A 17,816-nucleotide genomic window follows, 5' to 3' on the forward strand; every position below is an offset into this window, starting at 1 on the left:
TCGTTACTGCGCTAGGCCGCGAGCCTAATGGCTGTCATGCTCCGGTGGCGGTACCACATCCTTCTGGCGCTCACGTACAAGGCGCGCATTCACTTGCTCGACAAGCGCACGTTGCATCCGCCGTCGTTCGCTGTCGAGTGGCGAAAGCTCTCGCGCGAACCGCTCGACCTGCTCTGCCAGTTCGATATCGCCCTCGTTGCGCAGCGCTGCGGCGTTGCGCGCCAGCTCCTTCAACACGTCGCGCCGTCGCGCGGCCATAGCCACTTCCCAAGGCTTCAGTCCCGTGTCTCCCCTGCGAAGGTCGCTAGCGGCTTCGGCAAACCTGCGCGCCTCCGCGGTCGACACGTCGCCACGCTCCCGGATGTGATATTCGGCGCTGCCGCGGCCCTTGAGCGAGACGCCACGTTCCGCCCTCGAGGTGGCATTCGCTTCGATGCTGCGCATCCTGAGCTTGGCTGCGAATGCCTCACGCCAGATACGCAGTGTCGATTTGCGGATGTGCAGCCGGTGCCCGTCTTCATCCTCGGCGCGAACGATCACGTGCACATGCGGATGCGGCGGGGGATTGTCGCTCGGGTCGGTCTCCGGCGTGTGCAGCGCCATGATGTACTGGCGCTGGCCGAAGTGCTCGCGCGCGAACGCCTGCACCGCGTCGAGCAGCTTGTCCGGGTCCGTCCTGGCCGGCATCGAGAAGATGATGTTAAAGGTGTGGTGCAGCGCATCGCCAGCCTTGCCGTGCGCACGCTGCAGGTCGAGATCCCAGGAGGCGTGCACCTGCCTGACACTGTCCCTGCCGCCAAGGCGCTCGCCTTTCTCGTCGACCGTGATCAGCGCCCCGCTGCGCGAAATGTAGTTCATGTAGCGCAGCACCCCGGCACTCTTCGAGCCGCCGCCCGTAACCTTGATCACGACTTCCGGCACGCGCGCCACGGTGCGGCGCAGCCTGTCCTTGGTAGCCTGCCAGTCGTTGCTGGCGTCACGGTGCCCGGCATGCGGACGATAGACAAGGCGGCGCAGGCCGGACTTCCTCCCGCCGCGGTCGGGCACGATCACATCGTTACTGGACATCGGTCGCTCCCCAGGTCCGCAGGTTCTCATGGACGAGTTCCTTGACCGCCGCCGTTTCCACATCGAGCAGCATGCGGATCAGTTCTAGGTCGAAGGCAGACAGGTCGGCCCGGTCTGGATCGATATTTACCTTCCTTGCGATCTGGTTGACGTTGCGACCGATGTCCGCAAGTTGCCGCGCCACCTGACGCACCGCGTTGACCTCGTCATGGCAGAGTACCGGCCGCCTGTCGACATGGGCATATAAAAGGTTCGCAAGATAGGCGCTGCGATACCACTTGCGCTGCGCAGCCAGCCGCCCAAGCTCCTCGTAATAATAGGGTTCAAGACGCACGTGCAGCAGTTCGGTCTTGGCACCAGCATGCGCCGCAGGATAGGCTTGCGCCGGCAGCTGCGTCCCGACGGTTGCCTGCGCCGCGCCGCCCCGCTCGGCCTTGATGAAGTCCGTGATAAGGACACCTGCAAGGCGCGACGCCGTGACCGACCGCGCGCGCGCAATCGCATCGAACGCCTGCTTGATTTCGTTATCGACCCTCGCTCCGATGACCGCCATGAAAGCTCTCCCGGTTTAGCCAGCGTTGAAAACCAACTGCTCGTCCTTTATCTGCTAGGTGCCAATTCCACAGTTCTTACTGCTTTCGGTTTAAAGAGGGCAGGATAGACTTGCGTCTAGCGTTGTTAATCCATGCGGATTAACGACCGGGTCCTCGTCCCTTCGGGACTGCGGGACAACCGCGCCTCAGCGCTCACACCTCGGAAATCACAACGACACTAGGAGGCGCCAGCGCGCGAATCGCCGCGCCCAGCGCCAGTTCAAGAGCGACGGCGGCAACAGCCAGTCCCGCGCCAGCCCACATGGCCGTGACCTGGTCACGCCGCACCAGCAAACAAAAACCGAAGATCAACATACCGGCCGTTGCGACCAGGCGGAGCAGAGGCACAAGCACGCGCAAAGCGAGAAGCAACGCCATGAAAAGAAGCGAGCGCACTGTTACAAGTACGGCCACGGTGGACATCTTCATCAAGGTTCGCGCGTTTCCCATGGCAGCTCCGATATCGTGGTTGAAAGGACCTCTACACCGCTGCTGTCCCCAGGACCATGGTCTTCGAAAGGAGAACTTCAGCAGTACCGCCATCGTCGTAACGGATGAGGACAGTGCTTTCATCCTCTACGGTAGCCTTGCGACCGTCGTGCATTACCTTGATGAGTAATTGCGGACGAGACCCATTCGTACGTGATTGGCGCGCAATCCTCCCGGTACGACGACCGTGTGGCTCCGTGTCAATCTCGTTTTGTCCGCTATCTTCCGGTCCTGGCCTGTCGGACTGCAGTTGAGCATCGTGCGCAGTGATCGCAGTTGACGCATCAGTGGAAAGAGGGGCGTCCGAAAGTTCGTCGCGACGAACATCATGAATCAGTTCAAGCGGAAAGAATTCGTCGCGACGAACTGTGCGAACAAGCGCCTCGACCGTATCCCGCGTGACTTCGATGCCGCTTGCGCACCATGCTTCTACCTCCTGCGGAAACTCGTCGTGCAGCCTGCGCAGGTCGTACAGCGTGCGTGGCGAGGTCGCACCATTCGCATACGCTTTTTCGACACAAGCCGGCGCCTCCAACAACGCCAGGTGCTCTGTCACATAACTTTTCTTGTAACCCAGTTGAGCAGCGATCTCGTTCCTCTTCTCGCCAGCGTCCAGTCGGCGTTTGATAAAGAGTGCCATTTCCATCGGCGACAGGTCAGCGCGATGAAGATTTTCGGCTACCTGCCTGTAGTCGTCGGGCGTCTTGTGTACGAAGACCGGGATGCTCCGCATGCCAGCGAGCAGCGACGCGCGGTACCTGCGCTCGCCATAGTTGATGATGTACCGGCCAGGCGCGGCAGGGTCCTGGTGTACCGAAATCGGTTGAACGACGCCGATCGCGCGGATGCTTTCGGCAAGCTCCATCAGCGCCGTTTCATCGAAGTGCTTGCGCGGCTGGCTCGGATCGCAGCTGATCACTTCCAGCGGCAGCATCAACGGTTCGCCTGTGGCGGACTGCATGACTTCGGCCAAGCCTGTCAGATCCAGGTTCATGGCTGCGCCTCCATCCTGTCGAGCAGCATGCGAAAAACCGTGCGCATCTCGACAGCAGCATCTCGCGTCGACGTCTTGGTGCGCCCATCCGCCTCACTTTTCAGCCGCCATACCGGCGTCCGGGCCGCGGAGGCCTCCCGGTATGCCGAGCGGTCTGCAATGAAAGCAGGGAAGATGAATTGCGGGTACTTGCCCAGCAGCGCTTTCAGGCTCTTGACCTGTGCCGGTTGGCGCGAGTCGTATTCGTTCGGCAGGATGCCAAGGTTGACCATCGCCGGATTCCACGTACTCTTGATGGACGCGATGCGTTTCAATACCTCCACCGACACATCGATACTGTCCTGGTCGATCTTTGTCGGGATCACGGCAAAGTCGCTGACGAAGAGGAGGGCGTTTGTGATGCGACTGTTCGATCCGGCCGAATCGATGACGAGGTAGTCGAAGCAGGACGCCAGCTCATTCAGACGTGCCCGTAAATTCGAGACCAGCTGGGCATCGCTGACGCCGGAGCGCTCGACTGCACGCAGGTTTTCCTTGTCCGCGTGCAGGACCGTGACCGCGCCTGCCGCATCAGGCAACACAACAGGCGTTTCTCCGAACAGCTGGCTTGCACCCAGTCCCAGCTGCACATAATCGCTCATGGCGCGACTGTAGTTGCCCTGTTCGTCGCCGTCCACGCCGAGTACCCGGTTTCCCTCTTCAGCGAGGTAGTGGGTGAAGTTGAATGCGGTGTTGGTCTTGCCGACGCCGCCCTTCTGATTGGCAGGGATGAAGATCTTCACTTTTTCGCCTTTAGATTTTCACGTGCGCTACGTTCCATCTCTCTGACGAGTTGCGCCATCTCCGGCGGCAGGACGACGCTGACGCTGACCCAGCCTTCCGGCCGCACGCCGTGCGTGACGTGGTACTCCCACGCGCTGCGTACCATCGAGCTCACCGCGACCGCCGATACATCCAGCTCCGCAGCCACGTCCTTCTGCGGACGTCCTTCGACGAGGATGGCCCTGATGGCCTCGACGTTCCGGTCTTTCATCCTTGCCAGGTGCGGGCGAATGGCCTCGAACTCTTCCTTGGTCAGCCTCTTGTTTTTCCTCATACACACCTTTCTGTGGCAGGGAAGACGCTGATCCATGGCGTCCAAGTGTACTTAAATAAGGTGTTAATTAAACACCTGATTGAATGATACTCATCAAGGGTAGCGGCAGGGACTTAGCCTATCGTCTGGTCCAAGTCACCGCAAGGAGCCAGACATGAGTTTGCTTCGAAAACCGCTGATCTTCTGCGCAATATCACTCTGTTCATTGGCGCAAGGGAACGAACCGTTTCCTATCGTAGACAAGGCTGCACAGCAGGCCCGTGACATGGACCGCCGCGCCATCCTCGAATCCGAGTTCGCTGCCGAACAGCTCGCGCTCGTCGCGGCACGAGAGTCGATGACGAAAGCGCCCACGGACGATACCCAAGCCAACCTGCATCGTCACGAAGAAAACGTGAAGGCGCTTCAACGCGAACTGGCGCGACTGCCGGACGCGAAACTGCTGCGCGTGCGTGCACATGCTGCCGGGACCGAACAAGCGGTCGACAACAGACCCGCCTCATCCATGCCACCGCCAGCGCCGTTCTGGGACGTCTACCGGCGCGGCGCGTCACCTACCGATTCTCAACCCGTTGCAAAGGAACTGCCATGAAAACTGCTCGTACCCTGCAGCTTGTCTTGTCGGGCGCCGTCGTAGCTTGCAGCCTGTTCCCGGAACTTGCATTCGCCGCGCCACCGTTCGCCAACTCGGGGACGACACTGAAGACCGACCTGGTCCAGACGCTCACTCCATTCGCTGGGATCGCCGTTCTTGTCGTCGGGGTGCTCTGCCTGATGGGGCGCGTGAACTGGGGCTGGTTCGTCGGAGGACTGGTGGGCATCGCCATGATGTTCGGCAGCGACCAGATCGTGTCCTGGTTCCGTACGCTGATGGGGGTCTGACATGGACGACGACGGCATCAAGGTCGATCCTCTTGCCGTCGGGCTGACCCGGCCGGCCATGAGATGGGGCGTCCCGTATCCGGCGCTGATGCTCAACCTCATGGCGTCGGTCGAGGCCCTGGTCTGGACCAGGAATCTGCTGTGGGTACTGATCTGCGTTCCCATCCACGGAATCTGCTACCTGGTCTGCCTGAAGGACCCACGCAGCTTCGAGCTGCTGGTGCTGTGGCTGCGCACCAAGGCGAACGGCCTGTTCGCAACGCTCGGCTACTGGTCGGCCTCTTCATACAGCCCGCTGGCGCTGCGCCGACGAATCAGGTTTGTTCAACGCTGGCGCCTGCAACGGCGCCTCAAACAGGAGAACAAGCATGCCAATCCTTGATCGTTCGAAGCGCCGCCGCATGCGGGCGGCAACGCGTGATTTGTCTCTTTCACAGAATGTCCCTTACGAGTTCCACCTGACACCGAGCGGCGTTCTGACCAGCGGCGGCGACTATGTTTGCGTACTGCGGCTGAGCGGCGCGGCTTTCGAATGCGCGTCCAACGCGGAGTTAAACAGCCGGCACGATCGCCTGAACCGGATCATGCTCGGCCTGGCCGATCCGCGGATCACGCTCTGGCAGCACATCGTCAGGCGTGAAGATAATCGTTATCCCGACGGTGTCTACCCTCCAGGATATGCGCATGACCTCAACGCGCGCTATGCGGCGAAGGTCGGTGGCGAGTACCTGATGGTGAATGAGCTTTACCTGACGCTGGTGTTCCGTCCGAACCCATGGTGGACGGGCGGGACGCTCGGCAAGCTGTTCTTCGCGCGTACCGTCGAGGCCATTGAGATGGAGCGGCAGGAGAACATGGCAGAGTTCGATGCGATCGTCGACGGCCTGATCGCCGGATTGCGGTACTACGAAGCGGAGCGGTTGGCGCTTTACGAGCGTGGCGGTGTCTGGTTTTCCGAGCCGGCCGAGTTCTTCGGCTACCTCGCGAACGGCGCATGGGAGCGGGTCGCTCTTGCGCCATGCCGAATGCGTTCGCTGGTCGGCACCACGCGCCCGCTGTTCGGTACCGAGACCATCGAGATCAGGCGCGCCGGCAGCACCAGCTTTTCCGCGATGTTGGGCATCAACGGCTATCCAGCTGAGACGCACCCGCTCTACCTCGACGAGCTCCTGACGCTGCCGTTCGAACTCGTGGTCACCCAGTCCTTCACTTTCTCGCGCAAGGACACGGCACTGGAACAAATGCGCACGACCGGCGTACGAATGGAAAACGCGGGCGACGCCGCCGTCTCCCAGCGCGACGAATTGCCCGATGCAGCGGACGACCTTGCGTCGCGGCGCACTGTCATGGGCGGACATCACTACAGTGTGCAGGTCAAAGGCGCGACGCTGCGGGAACTGAACCAGAACGTCGACAAGGCGCGCGCCGTGCTGACCGATGCCGGCATCGTTAGCGCGCGCGAGGACCTGGCTTGCGAGGCGTCGTACTGGGCGCAGCTGCCGGGAAACCACCGGTATCGGCCCAGGCTTTCGCTGATTAACAGCCGCAACGCCTGCGGCTTCATGCCGCTGCATAACTTCCCCGTCGGGCGGCGCAGCGGCAACCACTGGGGCGACGCGGTCACGATGCTTGTGACCGCGGCAGGCACGCCGCATTACCTGAACCTGCATGCGGCCGATCCGAAAGCCCAGAATGGCGGTAACAAGAGGGACGTCGCACATTCGATGTTCCTTGGACCGACCGGCTCGGGCAAGACCGCGGCCGCGATGTTCATCCTCGCAATGATGCAGAAGTATGGTTTGACCTCTGTCCTGTTTTCCAAGGACCGCGATACCGAGATCGCCGTTCGCCGCCTCGGCGGCAAGGTGTACAGGATCGAGCCGGGTGAGCCGACAGGCTGGAATCCGTTCAGCCTGGATCCGCAGGAAAAGGCGGTCATGCCATACCTGCGTCGTCTAGTGCGGCGCCTCGTGTCTCGGCCGATGCTGACGCAGGACGGCATCGAGATCGATGCGAAGCCCTTGAGCGTATCCGAGGAAAAGGAACTCGATTATGCGATCGAAGCGGTCATGCGCCTGGCGCCAGGGAACCGGCGCCTTGGCCGGGTCCTGGACTATCTCCCCAAGGGCGCCGAGAGCGTGTACGAGCGCCTGTCCAAGTGGTGCCATGCGCGCGAGCCGGGCCGCAAGGACGGAGCGCTTGCCTGGGTGTTCGACAACCAGGCCGACACGCTCGCCGCCAGCCTGGGTTCGGTGCAGACCACTGCGTTTGACGTTACCAGCTTCCTCGACGATCCGGAATTGCGCACGCCAATCAACATGCACCTGTTCTACCTGACGAGCCGCCTGATCGATGGTCGTAGGCTCGGAATATGGATCTCCGAGTTCTGGAAGGCGCTCGGCGACGCCAAGTTCGCGGCGTTCTGCGACGACATGCTGCGTACACTGCGTAAGAAGAACGGCTTCGTGGCGCTCGACTCGAACTCGCCCGGCGACGCCATCAACCACCCGATCAGCCGCACGCTGATCGAGCAGGTCGCGACGCTGTTCTTGTTTCCGAATCCGGGCGCGCGCAAGAAGGACTACGTGGACGGACTCGGGTTGTCCGAACGCGAGTTCGAGATCATCAAGACTGAACTGCCGGAAGGCAGCGGGATGTTCCTGTTCAGGCAGGGACACCATTCCGTCGTCCTCAAGCTGCCGCTCGACGGCATGGACGACGATCTCTCCGTGCTGTCGGCGCGAACGTCGAACCTTGCCTTGATGGACCGCCTCATCGAGCAATACGGCGAAAACGCCGACGACTGGTACCCGCACTTCATCAACGAAAGGAGCAGGACATGAGATCCCGAAACATCATTGCTGCCGTGTTGCTTTGCAGTGGCGGGCTGTCAGCCCAGGCTCAAATGGTCGTGACCGATCCGACGGCGCTGGCCGAAGCGGTCAAGCAGGTGAGGGCATGGGAGCAGCAGTACGCACAGATGCGTGTGCAGATCGATTCGATGACGGGTAACCGGGGCATGGCGGCACTGCTGCCAGCGTCCACGCGTGTGCTGCCTGCCGACTGGACGCAGTCGATGACCCAGCTCTCGGCGCTCGCCCAGGAGATCAGGTCAGCGCAAGCGGTGCTGACGCCTGCGCAGGCGGCCAGCCTGTCACCAGCGCTGCAATCGTTCCTGAGCCAGTCGCAGAACATCTCGGCTGCGAACCAGGCAATGGCGCAAGCCGCGTACAACGACGCTACGGTGCGCGAGCAGCGCCTGCGGACGCTGACGGGCGCCCTTGCGACGACCAACGACCCGAAAGCCGCATACGACCTTTCCAACGCTATCGCCATCGAGCATGCGGCGCTGGTGAAGGACCAGAACCAGCTCGCGGCTGCCGGGAATGGTGCCACCGCGCAGACCGAGGCGGAGCGGCTGATGGTCAACCAGATGCGCGCCACCTCGTCGGGACAGGGGAATTTCCCGACGATCGATACCAGTCTTCCCTGACAAATCCAGTCACCTTAGGAGCCACCATGAACTTCAATCGCAACATCGTCAACGCAGTCCTACTCGCTTCCCTGGCATGCATGGGTAGTGGATGTACGAAGCAGGGCGGCGCGCCTGCCGTTGCAGCAGCCGCCAGCGATCGCGTACTCACCGTAGACGACTATCTGAAACAGCCGGACCTGCGTAAGAAGGTTTTCGCCGCTTGCGCGAATGACCCCGGCCGCAAGGGCGACGATCCGAACTGCGCGAACGCGACGCGGGCGGAGCGCATCGCCTCGGCGGGCGGCGGCCGGTTCCCGAACGTGACCCCATAGGTGGCCCTATGGCAGCCCCGGGGACGTTCTTCACCAGCAGTCTCGCCTACATCGAGCGCGTATGCGACGCCTACGTCGGCGAACAGGTTGCCGCAGTCGCACAGGCGATCGCTCCGGCGGCGTTCACTTTCCTCGGCGTGTATGTCGTGCTCTGGGGTTTCGCCAGCATGCGCGGGGCGATCAGGGAGCCGCTGCTCGACATGGCTGAGCGAGTGCTGAAGGTGTCGCTCATCTTCGGAGCAGGGATCGGCCTGGCCGAGTACAACACCGTCCTTACGGAGACCTTCCTGCATGGCCCGGACCAGCTGGCCGCGGCGATGATCCGGGCGCCCGATGCCAGCGGCTTTACCGGCGGTCTCGATCTCCTGCTCAGCCAGGGTTTCGACATCGGCAAGCAGTTCTGGGCCAAGGCTGGGTTGTTCAACGGCGATGTCGGTTTGTACTTCGTCGCACTGGCGGTGTGGTCGCTGATCATCGTCGTTACGGCGTACGGCTTCTTCCTGATGGCCTTGTCGAAGGTGGCGCTGACGGCAATCCTCGCCCTCGGACCGCTGTTCATCGTCAGCCTGCTGTTCGAGACGACCGCCGGGTACTTCAATTCCTGGATCCGCCAGCTCAGCAACTACTTTCTCGTGCCGATCCTCGTGATGGCGGTCAACCTGCTGGTGCTCAAGCTGTTCTCCCGGTCCGCTTCGGCCGCGGCGATCGCCAACACCGGCGAGGTCGATCAGATCTTCCCGTTCATGGTCATGGGGTTGATCTCGTTGCTCGCGCTGGCATCGGTACTAACCATTGCCGCGGGGCTGGCTGGCGGTGTCGCCCTGTCCTCGTTCGGCATGGGCCGGCTTGCGGGAAGCCTGATGCATCGCCATGGCCGGCAGCTGGCGGGGAAGGGCATCGATTACTCGACGCGGCCGGTGCGCTACGTCGGCCGCAAGACCTGGAGTGCAACGCAGGGCGCGTTCCGGGGCAGGGCAAGAAATTCGATATCCCAAACGAAGATTTCGCAAACAAAACGGTGAGGACGCTATGCGCAAACTGATCCTGCTGGTTGTGACATCCGCAGTGCTGGCCGGCTGTGCCGCCAGGCTGCCCACATGCGACGGCAAACATCGTCGCCCCATCAACGCGCCCGCGCAGGCAGGCGCCGTCTATCCAAACTGCGGCACGGCCGCATAGGAGTGCTCATGAAAACCACGCAAGCCAAGGACGCGCTCGCTGTCCACTTGAACGAGCTGCGCCGGTTCATCGAAACGCACGACGACATACAGCTCCTGCTGGAACATTCGGCTGCAGAGTCCGACCGGCAGACCGATGCGGAACAGCGCTCGCGCAGGACCGCATGGCGCGTCGCGGCCGGCGCCTCTGCGCTCACGGTCGCGGCATTCGGGATCGCTGCCGGCGCCATCCATACCTCGATGCGGCCGGCGCCACCGCCCGAAGTGCTGGTGGTGAACAAGTCCACCGGAGCGACAAGTCCGCTGCTGTCGCTCGCCGCCTACCAGCTCACGCCGGAAGAAGCGACGATCCGGCGCAGCATCGCCACCTTCCTGCGCGCGCGGGAAAACTACACCATCGACACCGCCGAGGACAACTACTACGACGCCGCAGCCTTCATGAGTCCCCAACTACGCACGCAGTGGGCATCGTATTGGGATACCGCCAACCCGGCTTCCCCGATGAACGTCTACAAGAAGGACGGCAAGGTGCGCATCCAGCTCGGTGCGATCACGATCCTGCGCGACGGCCTCGGCGCCGCCAGCGCTGTCAGGGCGAGCTTCTCCATACGCATGACCAGGGCAGATCAACCGGTAGGCGAACCGACGAGCTGGATCGCGACGATCCCGTTCCGCTGGGTGAACGTGGCGACCGACGAGCGTAGCCGCCGCGTCAACGACCTGGGTATGGAAATCACTGACTACATCAAGGATCCGGACCTGGGCGTCGCGCCAGCGGTGCGCCAGCCGGATATGCCCTTACCCGCACCGGGGCACCAGGGCAGGCCGATGGCGCTGACCGCGCCTGTAGCGACAGCCCGGGAGGTGACGCCATGAGCACTAAGCTCATCGCCTGCGCGCTGGCTGGAATATTGGCGCTGCAGGCCCATGCTGCCCAGGAGCCGGTCGCGTCGAAAGGCGACCCGCGCATCCGTTTCGTCGATTACGACCCGAACAACGTGGTGACGATTTATGGAAAGGTCGGAGCGTCGACGATGATCCTGTTCGAGCCCGACGAACAGCTGGTCGACATGGTCGGCGGGGACACGGACGCCTGGCAGGCCGCCAGCACCGGCAAGCGCAACGGCGTGTTCTTCAAGCCGGCCGTGAAGGCGGCGTCGACCAATATCCAGGTCGTCACCAACAAGCGCGCCTACAACTTCGACATGCGCCTGGCGCCGCCAAAGGAAACCGCCTACCTGACGGTGCGTTTCCGTTATCCGGCTGCGGAGCACGCGGCGGAAGCTAAGACCAAAGCACAGGAGCGGATCGAGGCGCTGCTTGATCACGCCAGGGCAGTCCGGAATCGCGACTATACGGTCCAAGGTGCGGGCGAGCTGTCGCCGGTGGAAGCGTGGGACGATGGCGCTGTGACCTACCTCCGTTTTCCAGCGCGTTCACAAGTTCCGGCGATCTATGCGGCAGCAGGTGATGGCGACCAACTCGAGCGGGTCGAAAACATCACGGTCGCCAGCGACGGGACGGTCGAAGTCCAGGCAGTGCGCCGCAAGTTCGTGCTGCGCTCGGGATCAATCGTGGCGTGCGTCTTCAACGAAGGGTTCGATGCCAATGCACCGCGTCCGGCGACGAAGACCTCGTCTCCCAACGTCGAACGTGTCGTCAAAGGAGAAAAGCGATGAAGCTGTTCCCGTTCAGGCAAGACCATGACGTCAAGGATGATACAGGCGTCGACAACGTCATCGAGGGAGAGCGCGACGAAGCCACAGTGGATCGCGGGCTTCGCTTGCAGAACAAGGCGAGCAACGTGGTCATCGCCGCATGCGTAGTGACGGTTGCAGGGCTGGCCTTGTGGCGCTACTACGCCGCCGTCTACGACAGGCACAAGGAGGCGACCGACCCCGCCCGTGAAGCCGTGGCACCGGTCGTGGCCAGCCTGCCGCCACTGAGGCCACCCACCTTCGCCGAGCCGAAACAGGAGACGACGCTTCCACCGCTCACGCCATCGAACAGTCAGCCCGGTGTGGCGGCTAATACGTCGTACTCTCCGGGCGTGACGCCGGGTGCGACGACAGCTCCTCCACCATTGACGCCGGCGCAGCTGCGGATGAAGCAGCGACTGGAGTCTCCGCTCGTCTTCAAGGTTGCCGAGACCCAGGCAGTGAAGGCTACGGGTCTGGAAACGAAGGTATCTGTCCAGCCGACGGCGGCTGACGCGCTGCCGGCCGGCGCAGGCGGAACGGTTCGCCCGGCGCAGCAGAACCAGTCGGCGGCGGCACGCGCGTACATGCTGGCCGATCCGAGCATGATGATCACGCAAGGCACCAAGATTCCCTGCAACGTGGTCGAAGCGCTCGACACGACCTTGCCGGGTCCTGTCTCGTGCATCCAGGCCGAGGATGTGCGCAGCGCCGACAGCAGGGTGGTGCTGCTCGAGCGCGGCACCAAATGGGTTGGACTGCAAGCCAATGGTGTGGCGCAGGGCCAGCGCCGGGTCGGCATCGTGTGGTCGCGCGGCGAGACGCCGAACCACGTCCTCGTGGATGTCGACTTTGGTGGCGCCGACTGGCTCGGCCGGCCGGGTATCGCCGGCGATGTCGACAACCACTTCTGGGACCGCTTCGGCGCCGCGATCCTGCTCAGCGTGGTTAGCGATGTCGGTCCTTACCTGACAGCGCTTCATCAAGGCAGCGGCAACAACAATACGACGATCGCCTTTCCCAGTATCAGCGGTGGCGCGCAGCAGGTCATGAGCGACGTGCTCAAGTCCACCCTGAATATCCAGCCGACCCTGACGGCGCCGCAGGCGTCCCAGGTCGTGATCCACGTGGCGCGCGACCTCGACTTCAGGGACGTGTATGCGCTGCGCGAACGTTCGCCGGTCAGCCAGTGAGGTTCGCCATGGACTTGGTCTTCGAGGGCTCAAACGAAAAATCCACGGTCGTGCTGGCGCTGGAGCCGTTGTCGGGCTTCCTGGCGGATGCCGACCTGACCGAGATCGTCATCAACCGTCCAGGCATCGTCGCCGTCGAGCGGCGAGGGTATTGGGAGTCGCATCGGATGCCGGCCCTGGACTTCGACTGGTGCTTCGACCTGGCGAAGCTGTTGCGCAACCGCTCGAGCCAGGACATTACCGAAGCGCAGCCGCTGCTCGGCGCCCAGCTGCCGGACGGCCAGCGCGTGCAGATCGTCATCCCGCCCGCGGTGCCGACCGGTACCGTCTCCATCACGATCCGTCGCCCGGGTTCGTGCGTTCTGTCCTTGCGCGAGCTGGTCGATGCGGGCGCATTCGAATGCGCCAAGCGCGAACAGTCGCTGATGCTCGGACAGGAAGAGAGAGGCACTCTCGAAGACGCCTTGCCAGAAAGCGACCGCGAACTGCTGGCGTTATTCAATGCGAGAGAGTGGGAACGCTTTCTTGCCCTCGCCGTCGCCTGTCGCAAGAACATCGTGTCATCTGGAGCGACAGGATCGGGCAAGACCACGCTGGGCAACGCGCTGGCTGCCCTGGTTCCGCTACACGAGCGGATTGTTACGGTCGAGGATGTGCCTGAGATGCGTCTTCCGCACGAGAACCAGGTCAACCTTTTCTACCCGAAGGGCGGCAATGGCGTTTCGAAGCTGAGGCCGCGTGACCTGCTGGAAGCCGCGTTGAGGATGCGTCCCGACCGCGTGCTGCTGGCTGAACTGCGGGGCGACGAGTCGTTCTTCTTCATCCAGAACGTACTCAATTCAGGCCATCCCGGGACGATCACGACGGTGCACGCGACGCGCGCGAAGCTTGCCTTCCGGCGCTTGGCGCTGATGATCAAGGGCAGCCAGGAAGGCAGCGGCCTCGACCTCTCCGACATTACCACGACGCTTCATGCACTCGTCGACGTCGTCCTCCAGATGGAGCGGCTACCGGACGGACGGCGCATCGTCTCGGAGGTGTACTTCGATCCCGCGTTCGCAATGCGACAACTCGGTTAAGGAGATCAAAGATGCTCATCTCACCTGCGGACAGCGAACGTCATCGTGCTTTCGCTATTGCCAGTGCCTTGGCCGGTGGTGTCGTCCTCGCGTTCTATCTCGCCAGCTACCTTTTCCTGGTCAAGCTGCATAGCCCAGCCTTACCTCCGTATGCCGCCACGCCATTTACGGTACTGGCGTACTGGCAGCAGTATGGCGATGACGCGTACACGCGGCGATGGCTCCTCATGTGCATTGCGGCAGGGTGGGGCGCGACGATCGCAATCATCTTCGCTTTGGCGCAGCCCGCCAAGCGATCGCTGTACGGCGACGCTCGGTTCGCAACGCAGCGCGAAGTCGCCGCGGCCGGCCTGTTCGATGGCGACGGCCTCGTGCTCGGCCGCTGGGGCGGCTTTCTGAGCCTGGGCGGCAAGCTGATCAGGCTGGGTGAACAGCGGGGTGCATTTTGCGCCGCCGGGCCACGCACCGGCAAGGGCGCCGGCCTGGTTCAGCCGAACGCGCTGAGCTGGCGCGGGAGCTTCGTCATCAACGATACGCGCAAGGAATGCTATCGGATCACCGCCGGCTGGCGCTCGCTGTTTTCCAAGGTGTTCCTGTTCGACCCGTTGTCGCCGGATGGCCGTACCGCGCAATGGAATCCGATATCGCGCTTCTACGTGCCGGACGATCCTGCGCAGCGGATTAATGCGCTTCAGAAGATCGCCAACATGCTGTCGCCCGACCCGGCGAGCGGCGATCCGTTCTGGCCGGCGTCGTGCCGAGACCTGTTCCTCGGCCTGGCGTTGTATGTGATCGAAACGCCGACGCTGCCGCGCACGATGGGCGAAATGCTCAGACAGATCATGTACGGGGAAGCGGAGAGCATCGGCGATCATTGGCGCGCAGTGATTGCGTGTCGCGAAGAGGGCGATCAACCGCTTTCCCCAACCTGCAAGCGGATGCTCTACGATTTCATCAACCTCAGCCCGCAGACACAGTCGTCGATCCGCAAGACCTTCACGGCTAAGCTTCAGCTCTGGGCCAACCCGATGGTCGATGCCGCAACGAGCGCCGATTCCTTTAACCTGTACGACCTGCGTCGCGAGCGGATATCGATCTACTTCGGCGTCAATCCCGGCGATCTTGGCCGGTTGGGACAGCTGCTGAACCTGTTCTTCACGCAGCTTTACGACTGCAATATGGACAAGATGCCGGAGGACGATCCCAGCCTCAAGCATGAAGTGGCCGTGATCAAGGACGAGTTCACCGCCATGGGACGCATGCCGATCGTGCTGGAGTCGATAGGCCTGATGGGCGGCTATGGACTGCGCCCGTTCATCATCGTCCAGGCCGTCTCCCAGCTGCGCCAGGTGTACGGCGCCGACGGTGCGGAAACGATCATGAGCTGCTGCGGGGCATCGGTCATCTATGCACCGCGCGAGCAGAAGTATGCCGAAGAGATCTCGCGCATGCTGGGTTCCTATACGGCCGAGGTTGTGTCGCGCTCGCGCCAGCGCTTCACGTTTTCGAATAAATCGAGTGGAGGCGGTAGCACCGTCTCGCAGTCGGCCCGGCCCCTGATGAACCCGCAGGAAGTGAAACAGATGGGCAAGAACAACGAGATCATCGCCGTCGAGGGGATGCTGCCGATCCTGTGCAAGAAGATCTGGTTCTGGAAGCTCGGCCTCTTCGCACGACGCGCCAACCTGCCTGTTCCGTCGATCAGGACGATCGCGATCGCCTTGCCAGCGGTATTCCCAGTACCCGAGCCAGAAGAGGGTAGCGTCGAACAGACTACCGACAATTCATCGCCGCGGCCGGTCACGCCGGCGGACTTCGCCAAGCTCGGCAAGCTGGACCTTACAGCGTATGCCGTCGACTTCTCCAAGATCGAATTACCAATAGGCGAGCCGATCACCGACGACGACTTGCAAAAGGCGTTTGGTTCATTCATGAGAGCTGTTGAAACCTCACAGGAGCAATGACATGAGCGAACAGAAAATGGATGGCAGCGTTGCCGGCGTTGGCGACAGGAATGCGATTACGCCAACCTCAGAGCAGGCCCGTGAACTGAATGCGCAGGACATCAGCACAGAGACTGTAAAACCTAGGAAGCGCTCAGGCGGAAAGGCGAAAGTAGAATCCGTTGCTGGCGACGAGCCGCCCAAGCCGAAGCGGTCGCGTAATTCGAAACCAAAGAATGTAATTGCTGCGACACAGCCGAGTCTGGATATTCAACCCGCAGAAGGCCAGGGGCAGGGAGTAGCGCCAAGCCTGCAAGTGGACGACCTGCCGCCCTTGCCGCCCGTACCCGTCCCGACTCCGGAAGGCATCGCGTTCATGCAACAGCATACGGCCTACCAGGCTGCACTGGATGTGCGCTGGGAATTGCGGCGTGCACGGTTGGAGAGCGCGATGCGGTCGTCGAAAGGAGAGCTGTTTTCAGCAGAAGCGGAGATGGGGAAACCGGAGTCGCCGGCTATAAGTGCGACAGCATCGGAAACCAGGCAATTTGACTACGCAGCGCAAGGCAGCAAGACTCCTGCAGGCGTTGCGTCTAACGGAAAATCGAAAAAGACGCCGAAGGAAAATTCGATCGAAGCCGGTCTGGATATTCGAAAGGAGCCGGTCAGCGAGGTCGACCTTCAGGCTGTGCACGACGCCGAGGATGCCCGGCTGTTGCGTCAGTTGCTTGAGCGGTCACGCTCGCTGAAAGAAGGACCAAGCACCAACCTTGGTGGTCAACCCGCTGCGGCCGTTGCGCAGTCCGACGTCGAAGCGCTACATATGATCAGGGATGCCGCAACTCGCAAGCTAGGCCTCGCGGTAGCGGAGGGAAATCGACTCAAAGACCCTGATTACCGTGTGGCGTTCGACAGGGTTGCCACTGAGTTGAAAACCGAGGCACAGGCAGCCAACGTCGGAGAGCGAAATCCTGGCCATTCAGCTGGCGCCGCTTCCAAAAATGCAGATGGCGACCTTACCAAATCGACAGCGATACCCGAATCGGTGCGCAAGCGTTTCCTGAAGGTCGACAGCGATTATTACTTTCCCGACCGTTCACCCGCGTTTGTTGACCGCGGTGCCCGCCTGGCGACCAGGGGAGAGCATCCGGAAGTCGTCAAGGCGCTGATCGAAATCGCCAAGGAGCGAGACTGGAGCAGCATCACGGTAAAGGGATCTGAAGCCTTTCGCCGCGCGGCGTGGGTGGAGGCTGTAAGGAATGGACTGCAGGTCACTGGTTACAAGCCCACGGAAGTGGAGCTGGCACAAGTGAACCAACGCGAGCCCAAGAATGGAATAGAACGGAGCACGCTCCGGGAGCAAGAGCAGTCTCGGGTCGAACCGCAACAGAAACAGGCGGATCAGGCATTGAACGACAAGCTGTCGGCTTTCGCTAACGAGAGGCCTACTCTTGTGGTGAAGAAGTATCCGGAACTGGTGCAAGCCTATGCATTGCTGGACGCAGCGCGGAAATTCGCCGAGGTACATATGCCTGGACACGAGTCGCGGTTCGTCGCATTGGGCAAGGAGGTGATCGCCCAGCAGCTACGTGACGGCAAGGAAGTAGTCGGTCCGAGGGTTCATCCGGACCAAATTGGCCAGTCGCGGTCCGGACGTAATAAATCCGATGCTGCAGCAGAGAAAGCAGCCCAGTTCGAAGTGCTAGAGCGGGATCGATAGGGAAGCGGTGATATCGTGTCCGCATCGCTCCGAGCACTTGGACTGCCATAGTCGAATGTTAGTCGACCGGCGGCCCG

19 protein-coding genes are annotated in these 17,816 nt (G+C 62.1%); 13 read left to right on the forward strand and 6 right to left on the reverse strand.

From position 1 onward, the window contains the following. Positions 1–24: 24 nt before the first annotated feature. From FBX97_RS24760 to FBX97_RS24785, 6 genes are all read right to left on the reverse strand, one after another. On the reverse strand, positions 25–1,068 hold the full coding sequence (locus tag FBX97_RS24760) for a hypothetical protein (protein WP_185748738.1): 1,044 nt from the start codon (positions 1,066–1,068) through the stop codon (positions 25–27). Beyond that, positions 1,058–1,621 carry a plasmid mobilization relaxosome protein MobC gene (mobC, locus tag FBX97_RS24765; protein ID WP_141837727.1) on the reverse strand — a complete coding sequence of 188 codons (564 nt, stop codon included), beginning with the start codon at positions 1,619–1,621 and terminating at the stop codon, positions 1,058–1,060. The genes FBX97_RS24760 and mobC overlap by 11 nt, the downstream gene beginning before the upstream one ends. Positions 1,622–1,814: 193 nt before the next feature. Next, positions 1,815–2,090 (reverse strand): hypothetical protein, encoded by a 276-nt coding sequence (locus tag FBX97_RS24770; RefSeq protein WP_141837729.1) that lies wholly within the window; start codon positions 2,088–2,090, stop codon positions 1,815–1,817. 52 nt (positions 2,091–2,142) lie between these two features. Then, complete coding sequence (locus FBX97_RS24775; RefSeq protein WP_141837731.1) at positions 2,143–3,144, reverse strand: ParB/RepB/Spo0J family partition protein; 1,002 nt, start codon at positions 3,142–3,144, stop codon at positions 2,143–2,145. After that, positions 3,141–3,926: a ParA family protein gene (locus tag FBX97_RS24780; protein ID WP_141837734.1), complete on the reverse strand. Its 786-nt coding sequence runs from the start codon at positions 3,924–3,926 to the stop codon at positions 3,141–3,143. Before FBX97_RS24780 ends, FBX97_RS24775 begins: the two co-directional genes overlap by 4 nt. Then, positions 3,923–4,240: a TrfB-related DNA-binding protein gene (locus FBX97_RS24785; protein ID WP_141837736.1), complete on the reverse strand. Its 318-nt coding sequence runs from the start codon at positions 4,238–4,240 to the stop codon at positions 3,923–3,925. Before FBX97_RS24785 ends, FBX97_RS24780 begins: the two co-directional genes overlap by 4 nt. Positions 4,241–4,394: 154 nt before the next feature. Here FBX97_RS24785 and FBX97_RS24790 point away from each other — a divergent pair, with 154 nt between their 5' ends. The 13 genes from FBX97_RS24790 (at position 4,395) to FBX97_RS24850 (ending at position 17,739) form a co-directional block, all read left to right on the forward strand. Continuing rightward, positions 4,395–4,832, forward strand: coding sequence for a hypothetical protein (locus tag FBX97_RS24790; protein WP_141837738.1), 438 nt, complete (start codon positions 4,395–4,397; stop codon positions 4,830–4,832). Then, complete coding sequence (locus FBX97_RS24795) at positions 4,829–5,122, forward strand: TrbC/VirB2 family protein (RefSeq protein ID WP_141837740.1); 294 nt, start codon at positions 4,829–4,831, stop codon at positions 5,120–5,122. The genes FBX97_RS24790 and FBX97_RS24795 overlap by 4 nt, the downstream gene beginning before the upstream one ends. Before the next feature lies 1 nt (position 5,123). Then, a complete protein-coding gene (locus FBX97_RS24800; protein ID WP_141837742.1) occupies positions 5,124–5,504 on the forward strand; it encodes a type IV secretion system protein VirB3 in 381 nt (126 codons plus the stop codon). Beyond that, the gene (locus FBX97_RS24805) at positions 5,491–7,965 is read left to right on the forward strand and encodes a VirB4 family type IV secretion/conjugal transfer ATPase (protein WP_141837744.1); all 2,475 of its coding nucleotides are present in this window, start codon (positions 5,491–5,493) and stop codon (positions 7,963–7,965) included. Before FBX97_RS24800 ends, FBX97_RS24805 begins: the two co-directional genes overlap by 14 nt. Continuing rightward, entirely contained in the window at positions 7,962–8,615 is a 654-nt protein-coding gene (locus FBX97_RS24810; protein WP_141837746.1) for a type IV secretion system protein, read from the forward strand. The genes FBX97_RS24805 and FBX97_RS24810 overlap by 4 nt, the downstream gene beginning before the upstream one ends. Before the next feature lie 26 nt (positions 8,616–8,641). Then, positions 8,642–8,929, forward strand: coding sequence for an EexN family lipoprotein (locus tag FBX97_RS24815; protein WP_141837748.1), 288 nt, complete (start codon positions 8,642–8,644; stop codon positions 8,927–8,929). A gap of 8 nt (positions 8,930–8,937) precedes the next feature. Next, positions 8,938–9,951 carry a type IV secretion system protein gene (locus FBX97_RS24820; RefSeq protein WP_141837750.1) on the forward strand — a complete coding sequence of 338 codons (1,014 nt, stop codon included), beginning with the start codon at positions 8,938–8,940 and terminating at the stop codon, positions 9,949–9,951. Positions 9,952–10,116: 165 nt separating this feature from the next. Continuing rightward, on the forward strand, positions 10,117–10,983 hold the full coding sequence (locus tag FBX97_RS24825; protein ID WP_185748739.1) for a virB8 family protein: 867 nt from the start codon (positions 10,117–10,119) through the stop codon (positions 10,981–10,983). Continuing rightward, the gene (locus FBX97_RS24830) at positions 10,980–11,786 is read left to right on the forward strand and encodes a TrbG/VirB9 family P-type conjugative transfer protein (RefSeq protein WP_141837754.1); all 807 of its coding nucleotides are present in this window, start codon (positions 10,980–10,982) and stop codon (positions 11,784–11,786) included. Before FBX97_RS24825 ends, FBX97_RS24830 begins: the two co-directional genes overlap by 4 nt. Further along, entirely contained in the window at positions 11,783–12,997 is a 1,215-nt protein-coding gene (locus FBX97_RS24835) for a TrbI/VirB10 family protein (protein ID WP_141837756.1), read from the forward strand. The genes FBX97_RS24830 and FBX97_RS24835 overlap by 4 nt, the downstream gene beginning before the upstream one ends. Positions 12,998–13,005: 8 nt before the next feature. Continuing rightward, the gene (gene virB11, locus FBX97_RS24840) at positions 13,006–14,076 is read left to right on the forward strand and encodes a P-type DNA transfer ATPase VirB11 (RefSeq protein ID WP_141837758.1); all 1,071 of its coding nucleotides are present in this window, start codon (positions 13,006–13,008) and stop codon (positions 14,074–14,076) included. Between the two features lie 11 nt (positions 14,077–14,087). Then, positions 14,088–16,040, forward strand: a complete 1,953-nt coding sequence (locus FBX97_RS24845; protein ID WP_141837760.1) for a type IV secretory system conjugative DNA transfer family protein — start codon at positions 14,088–14,090, stop codon at positions 16,038–16,040. A 1-nt stretch (position 16,041) separates the two neighbouring features. Then, entirely contained in the window at positions 16,042–17,739 is a 1,698-nt protein-coding gene (locus FBX97_RS24850) for an LPD7 domain-containing protein (RefSeq protein ID WP_141837762.1), read from the forward strand. Positions 17,740–17,816: the final 77 nt, after the last annotated feature.

Source organism: Herbaspirillum sp. SJZ107 (assembly GCF_006715485.1).
Classification (GTDB): Bacteria; Pseudomonadota; Gammaproteobacteria; order Burkholderiales; family Burkholderiaceae_D; genus Telluria.

Coding starts and splice junctions, on each gene's coding strand:
- FBX97_RS24770 (WP_141837729.1), bottom strand. CDS start 2,090: ATGAAGATGTCCACCGTGGCCGTACTTGTAACAGTGCGCTCGCTTCTT.
- FBX97_RS24775 (WP_141837731.1), bottom strand. CDS start 3,144: ATGAACCTGGATCTGACAGGCTTGGCCGAAGTCATGCAGTCCGCCACA.
- FBX97_RS24795 (WP_141837740.1), top strand. CDS start 4,829: ATGAAAACTGCTCGTACCCTGCAGCTTGTCTTGTCGGGCGCCGTCGTA.
- FBX97_RS24850 (WP_141837762.1), top strand. CDS start 16,042: ATGAGCGAACAGAAAATGGATGGCAGCGTTGCCGGCGTTGGCGACAGG.
- FBX97_RS24845 (WP_141837760.1), top strand. CDS start 14,088: ATGCTCATCTCACCTGCGGACAGCGAACGTCATCGTGCTTTCGCTATT.
- FBX97_RS24830 (WP_141837754.1), top strand. CDS start 10,980: ATGAGCACTAAGCTCATCGCCTGCGCGCTGGCTGGAATATTGGCGCTG.
- FBX97_RS24800 (WP_141837742.1), top strand. CDS start 5,124: ATGGACGACGACGGCATCAAGGTCGATCCTCTTGCCGTCGGGCTGACC.
- FBX97_RS24805 (WP_141837744.1), top strand. CDS start 5,491: ATGCCAATCCTTGATCGTTCGAAGCGCCGCCGCATGCGGGCGGCAACG.
- FBX97_RS24760 (WP_185748738.1), bottom strand. CDS start 1,068: ATGTCCAGTAACGATGTGATCGTGCCCGACCGCGGCGGGAGGAAGTCC.
- mobC (WP_141837727.1), bottom strand. CDS start 1,621: ATGGCGGTCATCGGAGCGAGGGTCGATAACGAAATCAAGCAGGCGTTC.
- FBX97_RS24810 (WP_141837746.1), top strand. CDS start 7,962: ATGAGATCCCGAAACATCATTGCTGCCGTGTTGCTTTGCAGTGGCGGG.
- FBX97_RS24820 (WP_141837750.1), top strand. CDS start 8,938: ATGGCAGCCCCGGGGACGTTCTTCACCAGCAGTCTCGCCTACATCGAG.
- FBX97_RS24790 (WP_141837738.1), top strand. CDS start 4,395: ATGAGTTTGCTTCGAAAACCGCTGATCTTCTGCGCAATATCACTCTGT.
- FBX97_RS24815 (WP_141837748.1), top strand. CDS start 8,642: ATGAACTTCAATCGCAACATCGTCAACGCAGTCCTACTCGCTTCCCTG.
- virB11 (WP_141837758.1), top strand. CDS start 13,006: ATGGACTTGGTCTTCGAGGGCTCAAACGAAAAATCCACGGTCGTGCTG.
- FBX97_RS24835 (WP_141837756.1), top strand. CDS start 11,783: ATGAAGCTGTTCCCGTTCAGGCAAGACCATGACGTCAAGGATGATACA.
- FBX97_RS24785 (WP_141837736.1), bottom strand. CDS start 4,240: ATGAGGAAAAACAAGAGGCTGACCAAGGAAGAGTTCGAGGCCATTCGC.
- FBX97_RS24825 (WP_185748739.1), top strand. CDS start 10,117: ATGAAAACCACGCAAGCCAAGGACGCGCTCGCTGTCCACTTGAACGAG.